At 40.5% G+C, this 14945-nt stretch carries 10 protein-coding genes; 5 read left to right on the top strand and 5 right to left on the bottom strand.

Going from position 1 to position 14945, the window contains the following annotated elements:
- Positions 1 to 683 precede the first annotated feature (683 nt).
- Together PCIT_RS07520 and PCIT_RS07525 are read right to left on the bottom strand one after the other, a co-directional pair.
- The gene (locus PCIT_RS07520; protein WP_040697419.1) at positions 684 to 2675 is read right to left on the bottom strand and encodes a methyl-accepting chemotaxis protein; all 1992 of its coding nucleotides are present in this window, start codon (positions 2673 to 2675) and stop codon (positions 684 to 686) included.
- A 227-nt stretch (positions 2676 to 2902) separates the two neighbouring features.
- A complete protein-coding gene (locus PCIT_RS07525; protein WP_010367281.1) occupies positions 2903 to 5083 on the bottom strand; it encodes a YgiQ family radical SAM protein in 2181 nt (726 codons plus the stop codon).
- A gap of 277 nt (positions 5084 to 5360) precedes the next feature.
- On the opposite strand from PCIT_RS07525, the gene PCIT_RS07530 reads away from it, so the two are divergent.
- Entirely contained in the window at positions 5361 to 6104 is a 744-nt protein-coding gene (locus PCIT_RS07530; RefSeq protein WP_010367283.1) for a spondin domain-containing protein, read from the top strand.
- Positions 6105 to 6184: 80 nt separating this feature from the next.
- Here the strand turns inward: PCIT_RS07530 and PCIT_RS07535 are convergent, their stop codons facing one another.
- Together PCIT_RS07535 and PCIT_RS07540 are read right to left on the bottom strand one after the other, a co-directional pair.
- Positions 6185 to 6754, bottom strand: a complete 570-nt coding sequence (locus PCIT_RS07535) for a hypothetical protein (protein WP_010367284.1) — start codon at positions 6752 to 6754, stop codon at positions 6185 to 6187.
- 585 nt (positions 6755 to 7339) lie between these two features.
- Complete coding sequence (locus PCIT_RS07540; protein ID WP_010367288.1) at positions 7340 to 7675, bottom strand: zinc ribbon domain-containing protein YjdM; 336 nt, start codon at positions 7673 to 7675, stop codon at positions 7340 to 7342.
- Between the two features lie 204 nt (positions 7676 to 7879).
- On the opposite strand from PCIT_RS07540, the gene PCIT_RS07545 reads away from it, so the two are divergent.
- Positions 7880 to 8953, top strand: coding sequence for a type 1 glutamine amidotransferase domain-containing protein (locus PCIT_RS07545; protein WP_010367289.1), 1074 nt, complete (start codon positions 7880 to 7882; stop codon positions 8951 to 8953).
- A 133-nt stretch (positions 8954 to 9086) separates the two neighbouring features.
- Positions 9087 to 10910, top strand: a complete 1824-nt coding sequence (locus PCIT_RS07550; RefSeq protein ID WP_010367290.1) for a serine hydrolase domain-containing protein — start codon at positions 9087 to 9089, stop codon at positions 10908 to 10910.
- 150 nt (positions 10911 to 11060) lie between these two features.
- Here the strand turns inward: PCIT_RS07550 and PCIT_RS07555 are convergent, their stop codons facing one another.
- Entirely contained in the window at positions 11061 to 11900 is an 840-nt protein-coding gene (locus PCIT_RS07555) for a GNAT family N-acetyltransferase (RefSeq protein WP_010367291.1), read from the bottom strand.
- 801 nt (positions 11901 to 12701) lie between these two features.
- On the opposite strand from PCIT_RS07555, the gene PCIT_RS07560 reads away from it, so the two are divergent.
- Both PCIT_RS07560 and PCIT_RS07565 read left to right on the top strand, forming a co-directional pair.
- On the top strand, positions 12702 to 13121 hold the full coding sequence (locus PCIT_RS07560; protein WP_010367293.1) for a BLUF domain-containing protein: 420 nt from the start codon (positions 12702 to 12704) through the stop codon (positions 13119 to 13121).
- A gap of 15 nt (positions 13122 to 13136) precedes the next feature.
- The gene (locus PCIT_RS07565) at positions 13137 to 14828 is read left to right on the top strand and encodes a methyl-accepting chemotaxis protein (RefSeq protein ID WP_010367295.1); all 1692 of its coding nucleotides are present in this window, start codon (positions 13137 to 13139) and stop codon (positions 14826 to 14828) included.
- Positions 14829 to 14945: the final 117 nt, after the last annotated feature.

Raw genomic sequence — 14945 nt, forward strand, 5'->3', positions numbered from 1 at the left:
TATTTTGCTCTTGTTGCCAAGAACGAATTGACTGTGCACTATTATTTTTACTTTTAAAAAAGTAAATTAAAAACAGCTCAAGGCTGAATCTATTAATAGCTTATGGTCACTCAGTTCAATTGAGACTCTAAATTTTTTGCTCTCCTTCAATCTAAGAAAGAAGGTTCGCTGTTAGAACTCAATCTGTACGAGTGCCCACACAGATGATTGCTTCATATTTTTAAAGAACGTTGCGATGATTAAGCGCTTTGCTTTACCTCGCTAGGGCTGCGCATATTACGCTTTCCTATTTTTTTGTCAACACTTAAAGTTAAAAGTTTTTAAATTTAAGTTTTACTTGACGTTGACTCGTTTCAATTTGCTTTTCAGCGTGTTGCTCCGTGTCAGTGGGGTCGCATTATAGGGAGATGCAGAAAAAGCGCAAGCGTTTATTTGAAGAAAAGTGATAAAAACAGCGTGTTCGAGCAAAATTAAATCAAAACAGGTGTTTTTGATACTTTTATATACAAAACCTCAATAAAGAGAGGGCATGTTACCCACTCACTTGGTTAAGGGGTCTAATGTTGAACTACGGTTCTATGAAACATAGGGCCGCTTATCTCACTCAAACCTCCTACAGCCCCTTTTTCCATCTATATAAGTCTGATTCAACGAATAAGTACACTGCAAGTTCAAACTGTGGCTTAGCGTTTATTTTCAGCCACATTATATTGTGCAATCAGCTTATCCATATCAATCGCCGAATCAGATATGGCCACCGCCGCCTGTACGATTTGTTCCGCCCCAGAGACATTCTCAGCAGACTTATCAAATATAGTGGCAATATTTTTACTAATATCACTAATGGCATCGCTTTGTTGTTGCGTACTTTGCGAGACCGACTCAGTTACCGTTTCAACTTGCTGAGCCTGTGTTACGATTTGACTCAAAGCGATTTTTATTTCCTGTGCCCGCTGCGCAGCCTGGACGGCATTATCTTGCCCTTGTGTAATAATACTTGATGCTTCTTTTGAGCTTGTCTGTAATTCAGACACCAATGCTGAAATTTCTTCTGTTGATTTTTGTGTTCTACTTGCCAAGCTTCTAACTTCATCAGCCACAACAGCAAACCCTCTTCCTTGTTCACCAGCTCTTGCCGCTTCAATCGCGGCATTGAGTGCTAACAAGTTCGTTTGTTCTGCAATTGAGCGAATCATTTCAACCATACTCGTGATACTTCCGACCCTATTATTCAAGGCATCTACTGCTATTGCAGATTTAGCCATGTCATCAGACGCATCCTGAATGACACTCACAGCATCCGTAACTACCTTCTGGCCCCGAATGGATTCAGTTGCTACCACTCTTGCTGCTTGTGAGTTTTCACTCATTGAACTGGCAATCACTTTAATATTTTTGCTCATTTGTGCAGATGCGGCTGCGATTGTTTTAATACCACCTTGCTGCTCTTCAAGGTTTTGTTTACTGTGGTTAATAGCTAGCGATGCTTCTTCAGTCGAAGACGCAATTCTCTGAGACACTTGCGCAAACTCTACAAGGTCATTCTCAAATTGCATGGTCAAATGATTTATGTCTTTTGCTGAGTCCCCCAATTCATCAGAACTCAAAACAGCAATTTCATGCGACAAATCTTTGTTTCTAATTGCCACTTGAATACCCTGCGCTATTTTCTGTGATTGGCGTCGTCGAAGCTTAATTGCCGTGAAGAGCGCAAAAGTAATTAATAAGCCCACAATTAAAATTATGGTTTCAACAACGAGTACTAATACCGCTCGCTCTTGTATACCGATTGCAGTGATATCGACCAAATCAAGCGCTTGCTCTTCAGCATTTTTCAGTACATTGATACGTTTGGTAGCAGCTGAAAACCATTTTTCTGCATCTAGATTAAAATTGGTGTTCTTTGCAGCAATTAAGCTTCGATATTTGTCCACCTCCGAGAATTCACTTGATGCCAGTGCTCTTTCAAAAAGTGCTTTCATTGAAGGGGGTGAAGCTTCTAATGCTTCTTCTAAATATATTTCTTGCTTAGTAAGCAATCTTACATGTTTTATTTTTACTGCTTGGGTCATTTCATCCATAGATAACACATTAGACAAAATAGCTCGTTCTATCCCTGCTGACTCTTTGGCATTAGAAAAGTTATATATGGAAAACAGCTCAGTGGAAATAATATGGTCATTGCTTAATCGTGATGCAGTTATAACGATGTGTAATCCTTTCAAGTTTATGTCGGTGTAGTATTTTAACGCATCTCCTAACGACATTGTTAAATTGTCAACATCTCGTCTGACCTGCTCTAGCTTGGAGAATTTCCTTTGAAATTCTATCAATTCACGTTGCATAGTCTGTGACAATTGCCATGTTTTAGATTTCTCCTCAAGCTGGGAGACAAACTTATTCGTCAAGTTTCTTTGCTTTGTGAGCGTTGACTTAAATTTACTTCCTTCAGAGCCAATATACCCGGCCGATGCGCCGCGTTCTTTTTGTGTTTCATGAACAACCGATAAAACAGCATGACTAAAAAATGCATTATATTCTGCGTCATAAGCATCGTTCATTCTCTGTAATGACATAGACACATCATAGAAAATGACAGCGCCTAATAATACACAGGGAAGCAGCGCCATTGTTGTTAAGTGGCCTGATATGTACCTAGTTATTGACTTAAACATAGAGAACCCAATTCAACACCCGACAATTGATTACGATTTAAACTATAGGAGAGATCACACAAGCTGGGGAAGTTTTATACATTTATTGCAATTCGATGCGTATCATAATCACGTTGAACCTCGTGTTCTAATACATGGTCACCTAGGCTGAAAACAAAAAACCGCTCATTTGATAATAAGCGGTTTTTAGAGAGGCAAGAATTAATTATGGTCAGCCAATCAGTTTTCTATCTTGGCGCACTTCTTTGACGATTACCCGCTACTTTTGGTTTGGTATTGGCTTTTTTAAACTGACCAAAACCACTATGGCGGGTCAAAGCAGGGCGACCTCCCTTTTTATGTCCAGCTGATTTTTCATTTCGGCTTTCTTCAGGCACCAAACAATTCGGACCCTTACCAATTAAATTGGCTTTACCTATTTTTCGTAATGCTTCACGGATCATAGGCCAGCCCGATGCGTCATGATAACGTAATATTGCCTTGTGCAAGCGACGCTGCCTTGCCCCTTTAGGCACTGAAACTTCTTCTTTGTTATTCTTTATGTTTCGCAGTGAATTCATCTCGGTATGATAAATGGTCGTTGCATTGGCCATTGGAGATGGGTAAAAATTTTGTACTTGATCCAGCTTGAAGTCATTACTTTTCAGCCAAAGCGCCATATTCACCATATCTTCATCTGTGGTGCCCGGGTGCGCAGAGATAAAGTATGGGATCAAGTACTGCTTTTTACCTGCTTCTTTTGAATATTTATCAAATAGTTCTTTAAAGCGATCATATGTGCCCATACCAGGCTTCATCATTTTCGATAATGGGCCCTGCTCTGTATGCTCTGGTGCGATTTTTAAATACCCGCCAACATGATGGCTCACTAATTCTTTTACATATCGAGGGTCTTCAATGGCTAAATCATAGCGAACACCTGATGCGATAAGGATTTTTTTAACACCCTCAACATCTCTTGCTTTACGGTAAAGGTCAATCGTTGGAGTATGGTCGGTATCCATATGCTTACAAATATCAGGGTACACGCACGACAATCTACGACAGGTACTTTCAGCTTTTTTGCTCTTACATCGCAATTTATACATGTTAGCCGTTGGGCCGCCTAAATCTGAGATCACCCCAGTAAAGCCAGGCACCTTGTCACGAATTTGTTCTATCTCTTCAATAATCGACTCTTCAGAGCGACTTTGAATGATACGACCTTCATGCTCGGTGATTGAGCAAAAACTACATCCACCAAAGCAACCACGCATAATATTCACAGAGGTTTTGATCATGTCATAAGCGGGAATTTTTGCATCACCATAGCTTGGATGTGGCACACGTTGATAAGGTAAACCAAATACCATATCCATTTCGGCTGTTTCTAACGGAAAAGCTGGCGGGTTAACCCACACCGAACGGTCGCCATGACGCTGAAACAGCGCACGAGCACAACCAGGGTTGGTTTCTTGATGTAAAATACGTGATGCATGAGCATATAAAGGCTTATTTACACTGACTTGTTCAAATGCAGGCAGTTTTACATATACTTTTTCCCAAGGCTTTAATCTTGGTGGCTGGACTGTAATCGGTTTTGCAGCTTCTTCAGCAAGGTTAATTCCCGCTTTAGCAAATTCAGATTTACCACAGCCAACATCATCCGCACCATAAGGGTTGGGAATAGGATCAATTTTGCCGACTTTGTCTATCGCCGTTGAATCACTCCCGCGCCACTGAGGTAAAGGCTCTTTGCGAATAACCGCTGTACCACGAATATCTTGAATTGACGCAATGGCATCTCCCTTTGCTATTCGATGAGCAACTTCCACCAGCGGGCGTTCGGCATTACCGTAAATCAAGATATCAGCTTTAGCATCAAAAATAATACTGCGTCGTACTTTTTCCTGCCAATAATCATAATGTGCAATACGACGCAAACTTGCTTCTATGCCACCAATAACTAATGGCACTTCTTTATATGCTTCTCTACATCGCTGACTATATACCACAACCGCTCTGTCAGGGCGCATCCCACCCACATTACCGGGCGTGTAAGCATCATCATGACGCATACGTTTTTCTGCAGTATATCGGTTGATCATAGAGTCCATATTACCGGCAGTAACACCAAAAAATAAATTTGGTTGGCCAAGGGACATAAATGCCTCTTTACTAGACCAGTCCGGCTGGGCAATTATACCGACTCTAAACCCTTGCGCTTCTAACACCCTGCCAATAACAGCCATACCAAAGCTTGGGTGATCAACGTATGCATCCCCAGTAACGAGGACAATGTCGCAGCTGTCCCAGCCCAACTCATCCATTTCTTGACGCGTAGTAGGCAGAAATGGTGCAACACCATAACATTCAGCCCAATATTTAGGATAAGAGAATAACGACCGTTCAGCTTTAAGTGCACTCATAGAGGGGACCTGCAGGAAAAAAGAGGCGAATTATAACTTAAATCACACTTTGGTCATACCATAGAATATTCTAATATTACGCATAATTAAACTCACTCCCAGCTCACCACTCTTCCACCACTTTAACTGCTTGATAAAAAATACTTTTATAACTATTTAATCAATGAAAAAATAATACACATGCGCTTTTATTATGGTGTTCTGGTGTACAGTGAAAGTAAATAGCACACGAGCAGGTCTAGGTATTGGTGGTATTCATTAATTGACCAGGTGTAATATGAATCGAGTTATTAAATCTGCAGTACTTTGTATATCATTTTTTTTGGTGGCATGTGGTGGCAGTAGTAATACTGAACAACAAGCAACGACTAGTTCACCTGCAACACCAACGCCGCCAGAGGTAACAACGCCAGCAACCTCTGTGATATACCAACTGACCTTTACGCGCTCATGGCAAAGCAGTAGTTTTCCTACAAACTTCCCTAGTAACTCTCATTTCTCTCCAGTTGTTGGCCTAACGCATAGCCAGCCTAATGCCTTATTTGAATTAGATGCACTCGCATCACAGGGGATCATTAGCATGGCAGAAACAGGATCAAAAACAGCACTAAAAAATGAGATTAGTACTATTCAGAACCAAGGCGGGTCAAACTACTTGATTGATGAAGGCGGAATTTCTGGCAATGCCACCAGCGTAACAATGACATTTGAAGCAAGCCAAACATTTCCTCTGTTAACCGTAGTGTCTATGGTAGCACCAAGCCCTGATTGGTTTGTTGCAATTAATAGCTTACCTTTATTTAATAACAACACATGGCTTCAAAACCAAACAATTCAACTTAAAGTCTATGATGCAGGCAGCGACAGCGGTCAACGCTTCTCCTCCGCAAATTTAGCAACAGCTCCACCAGAGAAAATTACCTTGCTTACTAGTGAGCGAGCAGATTCAGATTTTGACTTAGGCGTCCACTTCACTACAAACGCGCATATCGGGTTTATTGAAATAAAATTATTGGAGTAAAAAAGTTGGTCACATTTAACTAAGCAGCAAGCGACTAAATTGAGATGGAAGTGGCGCATCAACGCGCCACCTGAAGGAATTTATGGTTGAATCGGAACTAAATCAGCACGTTCAATTTTACCTTCTAAATTACGATAGGCATTTATTTGTGCGAAGTACGCTTGGCCATTCAATGTTGCCGGTTTAACCACTGCGAAAAATGCAAAGTTCAGGCCCGCAACAACTTGCTGCTGTGCCGCTAAAATATCGTAATGAACACCGACTAATGACTCAATTTGCTCTGCGGTTTGGGCTTCTGCATCTGTGAAGTTTGCTCGTAGTGCAACTGCATCAAATGATCCAATCGGTGGGAATAGCACTGGTTCACTGATAACTCGACATGAGGTTTGTGTATACTCACCCCCTTTCTCATATACCGTAATAAGCTCTAAGTTGCTCACTTTAGGGAAGTCAGGCGATGTAACCTGTTCAACAAAACAATAAAATGCGAAGTTAATGCCATTTACCACTTGAGATTGGCCTGCAAGTGGGGAGATATTCACGCCTTCGCGTTTATTAATATGTTCAAACGCACTGATAAACTCTTGATTAAAGTCTTTTGCCAATACCACTGAACCAAACGCGCCTAAATTATGAATTGCTTGAGACATAATATTTTCCTTTGCTATCTCTAAGGTTATGCTTTGGTGCTCTGCGAGCACCTCGAAATTGCTTTAAGTTTAGAGAGCAAACGCCAATTCACAGTATCACTTAGGTATCAGTTTGGTATCAGTTTGGTATCAGTTTGGTATCAGCTTGATAACGCACTCTGATAAATGTGTCACGTGAATAATTACTGACACAGTGTATACAATCCGTAACAGCCTCTATTGCAATGAGAAGTGGTGGCCCAGCAAAATAGCAACTAAGCTTGGTTTTTATTTTTGAAGGGATCAGAACATGAATGGACGCGTTAAACTAAATACGCAGAGGCTAAAGGAATTACGTAGAAACATGGGATTAAGCCAAGAAAAATTAGCATGCGCATGTCAAGATAAAGCCCTATGTGTATCGATCGCGACCTTGAAACGAGCCGAGTGTGGACTTAATGTGTACCACCGTACAGCGAGGGAGCTGGCATTGTTTTACCAGATCCCAGTTTATAATTTGCTCAACGATCCTCTATGATTTTTAAAGTACTCTGGTAACACCGCCATGCGTCATTAGTTATGCACTATGATGACCACAACACCCCTTTAGGCTTTTTTCACAAATTTAGCAGTTACCATCATCTCGCCTACGCCATCAACTTTACAGTCTAATTGGTGGTCTTTGGCCTCTTTGATTCGTCTGATCAGCGCACGAGTACCAATTTTAATAACCTGAGAACTGCCTTTAATCTTTAAGTCTTTGACCACCGTTACCTTATCGCCATCAGCCAGCAAGGTACCATTTGCATCTTTCACTGAAATAGTATCTTCAGCTAATTTTTCAGCAGGGTTCCACTCAAAAGCACACTCAGGGCAAATTAAGTTAGATTGATCTTGATAAACATATTCAGATGAACAACTCGGACAAGGAGGGAAAGACATAAGCAACCATGAGTAATAAATAATGCGCCGCATTCTAATAGATCATTACGCGCTAAGCGAGTTTATTGCGTCAATGTATACGCTCTAACATAGAAACCCCTAGGTTAAACACATTATTTCCAGCCCTTTTTAATAGTCAATTTCACATTATCTTCACAGTCCCTTGTTTATCGTCGGAGTAATATTATTGGTAGGAGTATATCTATGTTGAAAAAAATCATATTCACATTAATTACCTTGGTCATACTCACAGGTAGCCTAGCCTACGGTGCGAAAAGCTGGATCAAGAGCTTACTTCCTGAAAAAGCGCACTTTCTAGCGCTAAAAGAATCACAAGTAAGTGACTTACCCTATTTAACTGACAACATTCCTGCACCCAGAGGGAAAATCCTCGCAGTAGTAACCAATGTCGATAAAATGGGCGAAAACAAAGCAACAGGCTATGAACATACCGAGCTTGCTCGCGCCTATTGGGTATTTATCGCAAATGGTTTTAGCGTTGATATTGCCAGTCCACAAGGCGGAAAGCCGCCGGTTGTCATCGATGGTGAAGACATGGGCGCCTATGATTATGCTTTTTTAAACGATAAAGCCATTCAGCAGCAAGTTGCAAACTCCATCCCACTCGCAAACATCAACCCAGATGACTATGAAGCGGTATACTTCGTCGGTGGTAAAGGCACCATGTTTGACTTTCCAAACAACCCACATATACACAATATTGCAAAAACCTTATATCAAAATAATAAGGTCGTCAGTGCGGTATGCCATGGCCCTGCTGCACTTGTTAATGTGAAGCTCGACAATGGTGAAATGCTATTAAGTAATAAAAATGTCAGTGCTTTCACCAATGAAGAAGAGCTATTCCTCATACCTGATGCAAAACAAATCTTTCCATTCTTGCTACAAGATAAGCTCATATCACAAGGCGCACAATTTCAAGCTGGTATTACTTACCTAGAAAAAGTAACCCAAGATGGTAAACTCATTACGGGTCAAAACCCGTGGTCGGTCTGGGCATTAGCGGAGCTAGTAGTCTCTGAACTTGGCTATGAACCTAAAGCTCGGCAACGTACTCCTGAAGAATATGCGATTGCACTGCTATTAACCTATGAAGAACATGGTTTTGCAGCAGCAAATAAAGAGCTAAAAGCGCAACCTAAAGCATATCAACGCGTGTTGATTGTGATGCACGCAATACTCGCCTTCATGCAATTCGATATTAATAAAGGCATTGATATATTGAGCTTAGCGAATCAACTAAAGCAGTTAAGTTAGCCCTTAAGATAAATAGCTTCGCTACTACTGCGGCTTATAGATATAGGTCGCAAAGGCTGGTTCAAAATGATCAACACACTCAAAAAACAATAATAATAAACACAGCTTTATTAGGCTGAACCTTAGGACACCGATGCAAGTTAAATCACTACTACAAATAATACTGTGCTTTTTCATTATATGTGCAATCAATCTCGTTTATGCGAATGAGACTAAAGAACTTGAACAACACGTCGCCACAACCCTTATCGAAGAAAACCTAGTTGGCATAACATGGTCAATTGTTTCAGATAACAAACACTATTCTGGTAGCGCTGGGATGGCTGATATTGCAAAGCAACAGCCGATGGGAAAAGCACAAAAAGTGCGAGTGGGATCCGTTACTAAAACCGTTTTAGCGATGGGAGTGCTTAGGTTAATTTCCGAAGATAAACTGGCTTTAGACTCAGAAGTGGCACCTTATCTACCTAACCTGTCATTTAATAACCCTTGGGTAAGCGAAGCCCCTATTCGTATTCGACACTTGCTTGAACATACCGCTGGTTTAGACAACATAAAAATGCGCCAACTATTAAATCCCACTTCTACTCCTTCGGCCCCATTGAACCATGCATTTTCGCAAAACCAAAAAAGCTTACTCACTCTCAGAACCAAACCAGGTACACATTATGCCTATTCAAATATGGGCTATGCGTTACTGGGTATGGTCATTGAAAAAGTCACCCAGCAGCGCTACGAAACCTATTTAGACGATCATCTGTTAAGTGTGCTGGAAATGCACGATAGTACCTTTGAGTTTACAAGCCAGAGTGAGCAAAACACACCCCATTCATTAGCAATGGGGTATCATGAAAACAAGGTAGTGCAACATTCAGTCCCCATCAGTTTAAGGCCCGCCGAACAGTTCACAACAACAGCGCCTGATATGGCAAAGTTTATGGCATTTGTGTTAAGTGATGGCACAATTGGCGATGACGTATTCATAAAAGCCGATTTAATGGCGATGCTTGCCATGCCTCATAATACCGATGCAAAAAATGCAGGCTTACTGATGGGGCATGGATTAGCATTCGCAGTCAGAGACCGCCACGGCGCAGTTGGGATGTGTCATCCTGGTCAAACCTTTGGCTTTACCGCCTACATTTGCCTCTATCCAAAAGAAAAAAAGGGCTTTTTTTATAGTATTAACACCGATGACGAATCTGCAGATACCGAAAGGTTTAATGCACTTTTCATACAGCACTTAAACCTTTTACCGATACCACCTTTACCCAGCGCGCACATTGATAACCAAAATAAGCAGATCGACGGCCTCTATGTTTTAGCGCCAAATGGCCTGGCTGAATTTGCTTTTGTCGATATGCTCTTTCACTTTATGTGGGTTGAGCACTCACAGCAGCACTTAGTACTTAATCCCCTACAAAGCTCAGCAAAGCACTTAACCGCGCTGGGTAATAACTTATACAGACAAGCAGGAAGGACCCAAGCCTCACACGTAATTTACACCAATGAGAAGCAAGAGGTGTTTATCACTAACGGCTTAAAAACGTATAAGAAAGTGAGTATCACTAAGCTTGGGCTTTATTGGCTCAGTATGCTCGCTGGTTTACTAGGGCTAGTGTCTATTTTTATCGTTGGCGTTATAAAATTATTTACGCCGAGCCGTTTCAGCCGACCTTATTGGTCGTTTATTAATTTGTTGCTATTTACAGTACCTGTGTATTTCTTCTGTGAACAATCATTCATCGAATTTGGGCTGCTCAATAGTGCCAGTATTTCATTGATTGTCATCGCGACCCTACTCCCAATGACATTAGGGTACTCATTATTTTATCAACTTAAGCAGGCTCAGGGTAATTACAGAGAAAAAATGTATACCCTTGCACTAGCATCAGCTCTGCAATTTTGTGTAATACTTATTTGGTGGAAACAATACCCGCTCATATTTTGGATCTAACTTTTGCCGCGTTAACATATAACTTGCGTCACACATATACTTTGTAAGTAGCATGACAACCTCGTTCCTTTACTACTTACAAAGCCCTAAAAAAATTCATACTGCGATAATATTCATACAACTGAAAAAGCGCAGATACCTATATAATACTCACCCTAACTCAAATGTTGTAATGCCAAACACTTTATGATGTGCAATATCAGGCAACCCGCGCTGATACATTCGAGACGTTGCAAAAACCACTTCCATATTTTCATTTAATGCTAATTCAACGGCAAGAGGGTTGTTCTCGGGTACATCTAAAATAATAACCTCGCCAGCTATGTCTTGCTGCAAAGCGCTAAATAATTGTGCAGCAACCTCTTTGGAGTCAGCAAACAACGGCCCGACCTTATGGCCCTCAGCGCATTGACGTCTTACTGCATACCCTCGAACTTGGCCATTTTCAATCACGCTCACTGATTTACCTTGTGCTTGCTGTAACCACCCTTTTAAAAAAGTATCGCGCTGAGCTGGAAAGCACTGTCTATCATAGTCAATAATTTCAGCAATATGTGATTGTTTAATCTCGTGCGTATTAGATGAAAATGTTTGAGCTGTCGCTCGCTTTTGAAAACGCTTATTTTGGTAATAAGGCCGATAGCCTACTCGTTTATATATCTCAACATTGCCTAATACGCCATCAATGCCAATATTACGAGTGCCACAGTGTGCTAGCCTGTGCTTAGTTAAAGCCAGCCCATACCCTTTTCCTCTATGTTGTGGAGCTACAATGTAAAGCCCACAAAAAGCAAACTGCGCGTCATATCTTACCGCACTGCCAACGGCAACAATTTCACCCGCAAGCTCAGCAACAAAAAAACCCTCAGGATCTGCTTGGTAAAATAATGCCGCATCCTCAATTCCAGGATTCCACCCTTCATCACGTGCCCATTCAATGGCAATTTTCAATTCATCGGGCTGCATAGCTCGAATAATTAAATCAGGCATAGCTCTTTACTCCTTTTTACTCACGCTTTATTTGATGGTTCAGCCCAGTTTACTTTAGGTAATCAGGCACTCTTTTATTAAAAATATCCTTTGTTTTATGATGTTCCAACATTTACTTATGATTCAAAAGTGAGCCTACAGCATACACGTAGCATAAACTATTAGTTAGTAACCATCCTCCTCTTAGAAACTGTAAGCCAAGGCACTTTTTTAGACAAAAACTACCAATCCGTTTCATCATATGGATCCATATAAACCGAATAAATGCGCTATTTCGTTTAATGCTTATTTTAGTAACTGAAATTTAGGGTCTATCTTATCTAGAGAACTAACCATTCGAAAAAGGTAAAATTCAACACATATCAGTAATTGAGCATACTAAATTTGGTAATAATTATATTTTATGACTAGACTGAATTATCTCGAAATTGTTTATTACGTGAAAGGAGATACACAAAATATAGAGACTTGATATGTTTTCATCCTCCAAAGACAATAAAGTGGCCCCAGTAAACGCACATCTAGACGTTGATGTGCAAGTACTTGTTAATAAAGTCGTATTATCGAGTAAATCACCACCGTTTTCATTAATACATAGCCTCCTAGAAAACATAAAAAAGGTGCAAGAAACTGTGTCGATAAAAATACACGAGACGATGTACCCTCCTAACAATGTGTGTAAGCCACTTATAAAAATAAAGTTAAAATGCCACCGTATCAATAAAAGCAAACTATCATTTACTTAGCAAATATCGGCTCTTTTATATATCGCTACTGGTAGAGTTTGAAGAAGAGGTTGAGATGATTGAATTAATGTATGTAAGCCGAGCTCAGCAACGCTTTACCGAACAACAGCTAACGGAGTTACTTGCTATATCACGGCGAAATAATACGCTCAATAATATTACGGGGCTATTACTTTATAATGGGTTTGGCAGTTTCATACAAGTGATAGAAGGGGATGAGAGTGAGGTCGAGCGACTATTCAAACATATAAAAAATGACAGTCGTCACACTAATATAAACCGAATCGCTTGCCAACCAATTAGCCAAAGAGGATTTCCAGAATGGCAAATGGGTTTTAAAAGGTTATCTGACGATAATATAGCAGGCCTTGAAGGGTTCAGTCAGTTTATGCAGGCAGAGCAAAAATTTGAGCACCTCTCATACGAACAAAGTTTCGCAATAAAAATGTTGCGTTATTTTAGAGACAGTCAGTAACAGGATAGAAGACCCATGCTAAATAAAATTGATATAGCCAAAAAAATCTACTTACTCGGTTTTATCCAATTTCTTTTAATGTTCGTACTAGGCGCTTATTCCATTGCTCAAATGGATAAGATAGGCAAATCATTAATGGATATCGCTGAAGAAGATATTCCATTGACCAAACTTATCACCAGCGTTACCGAACATCAACTTCAACAAGCGATTCTCTTTGAACGAGCAATGATAAAAGCCATTCGCCACGACCAAGGCCTGGAAGAGCAATCTGTGTTTGACAATGCCATTACCGACGTTCAAAACCTGATCCTTCAAACGGAAAGAGAAATTATTGAGGTAGAGAACTTTATTGAAAATGCGATCCCTCTGCTTCATTCAGATACTGCAAAAAGGGAATTCAATAAACTACTGATTGAATTAAAACAGCTAGAAGGTACTTATAGCGAACTGATTGTTAAAGTAAATGCGGTTATGGCTCTGGGTAGTAAAGGCCAAATAACACAGATGCTAAAGCAGTCTCATGATGTTGAAAAAATGGAAGACTTACTCGATAAAAAGTCAATAAAGCTATTAAGTCAGGTTCAAGACTTCACTTTAAGCAGCGCCCTAAAAGCAGAACATGATGAGCAAACAGCCATAAAATGGATGATTGCCATTTTTGTTTTCGCTTGTATCGTTGGGGTGATTTTAACCTTTATTATCGCAACCGCTATTCGAACACCCATTCAAACAATGACTAATAGATTAACGCAAATTGCCAGTGGCGACGGCGATTTAACAATAAAACTTGATGATTCTCCAAAAGATGAAACAGGTGCTGTCGCGGGAGCGTTTAATCAATTTTTATCTGTATTAAGCGGTATGATCGGGCAAGTCAATTTAGGGGCTGAAGATCTTGGTCGTTCAAGTGAGAGCGCACTTTTTGCTATGCAACGCACCCTTAAGAACGTTGAGAAGCAAAGAACGGATATTGAAAAAGTCGCCGCATCAATTAACGAGATGAACACCACCACAAGGGAAGTTGCACAAAGTGCTGGTAACGCTTCAACTGCTACCGAAACCGTAAAGCAACGTGTGATTGATGGTCATAAAGAAGCTATGGCAACACAGGATGTGATCCGTAATATGGCTGAGGAGGTAACCGAAGCATCATCGGTGATTGAAAACTTAGTTGCTGAAACGAATAATATTGGGGTCGTGCTTGACTCAATCCAAGGAATTGCAGAACAAACTAATTTACTGGCATTAAATGCGGCGATTGAAGCCGCTAGAGCGGGTGAAACTGGGCGTGGCTTTGCTGTTGTCGCCGATGAAGTTAGATCGCTCGCACAAAGAACGCAAGAGTCTACGGTTGGAATACAGCAATTAGTCGAGCGTTTAAAAACGGAAGCGCAGAATGCCATAAGTAGCATGAATAAAGGCACCGAGAGTGCAAAAGTCTGCCTTGATAGAAGTACCGAGTCTGCTCAACGCTTTTCCTTAGCAGCTGATTCAGTCAATGAAATTGCAGATTTAAATCAACAAATTGCATCTGTGGCAGAACAACAGAATGCCGTGGCACAAGAAATTCATGACAGTTTAGAAAGTATCCGCGAAGTGGCTGAAGTAACAAGTAATGAAACTAAAAATACAGCAGATGCCAGTGAAAGTATTGCTAAAAGTGTGATTGATTTACATAAAAACCTAAATATGTTTCAGGTGTAAACTATTTAATTGTTCATGAAGTAACTCATACCATTGAGTTACTTCATGAACACCATCATATCAGTCGTGTTCAAACAAATTAAATACACCCACGGTTGCGTTATGGATAACGTATAA

The sequence above is a fragment of the Pseudoalteromonas citrea genome, from assembly GCF_000238375.3.
In the GTDB taxonomy this organism is placed as follows: Bacteria; Pseudomonadota; Gammaproteobacteria; order Enterobacterales; family Alteromonadaceae; genus Pseudoalteromonas; species Pseudoalteromonas citrea.

Coding starts and splice junctions, on each gene's coding strand:
- PCIT_RS07560 (WP_010367293.1), top strand. CDS start 12,702: ATGATTGAATTAATGTATGTAAGCCGAGCTCAGCAACGCTTTACCGAA.
- PCIT_RS07525 (WP_010367281.1), bottom strand. CDS start 5,083: ATGAGTGCACTTAAAGCTGAACGGTCGTTATTCTCTTATCCTAAATAT.
- PCIT_RS07545 (WP_010367289.1), top strand. CDS start 7,880: ATGTTGAAAAAAATCATATTCACATTAATTACCTTGGTCATACTCACA.
- PCIT_RS07530 (WP_010367283.1), top strand. CDS start 5,361: ATGAATCGAGTTATTAAATCTGCAGTACTTTGTATATCATTTTTTTTG.
- PCIT_RS07540 (WP_010367288.1), bottom strand. CDS start 7,675: ATGTCTTTCCCTCCTTGTCCGAGTTGTTCATCTGAATATGTTTATCAA.
- PCIT_RS07565 (WP_010367295.1), top strand. CDS start 13,137: ATGCTAAATAAAATTGATATAGCCAAAAAAATCTACTTACTCGGTTTT.
- PCIT_RS07550 (WP_010367290.1), top strand. CDS start 9,087: ATGCAAGTTAAATCACTACTACAAATAATACTGTGCTTTTTCATTATA.
- PCIT_RS07520 (WP_040697419.1), bottom strand. CDS start 2,675: ATGTTTAAGTCAATAACTAGGTACATATCAGGCCACTTAACAACAATG.
- PCIT_RS07555 (WP_010367291.1), bottom strand. CDS start 11,900: ATGCCTGATTTAATTATTCGAGCTATGCAGCCCGATGAATTGAAAATT.
- PCIT_RS07535 (WP_010367284.1), bottom strand. CDS start 6,754: ATGTCTCAAGCAATTCATAATTTAGGCGCGTTTGGTTCAGTGGTATTG.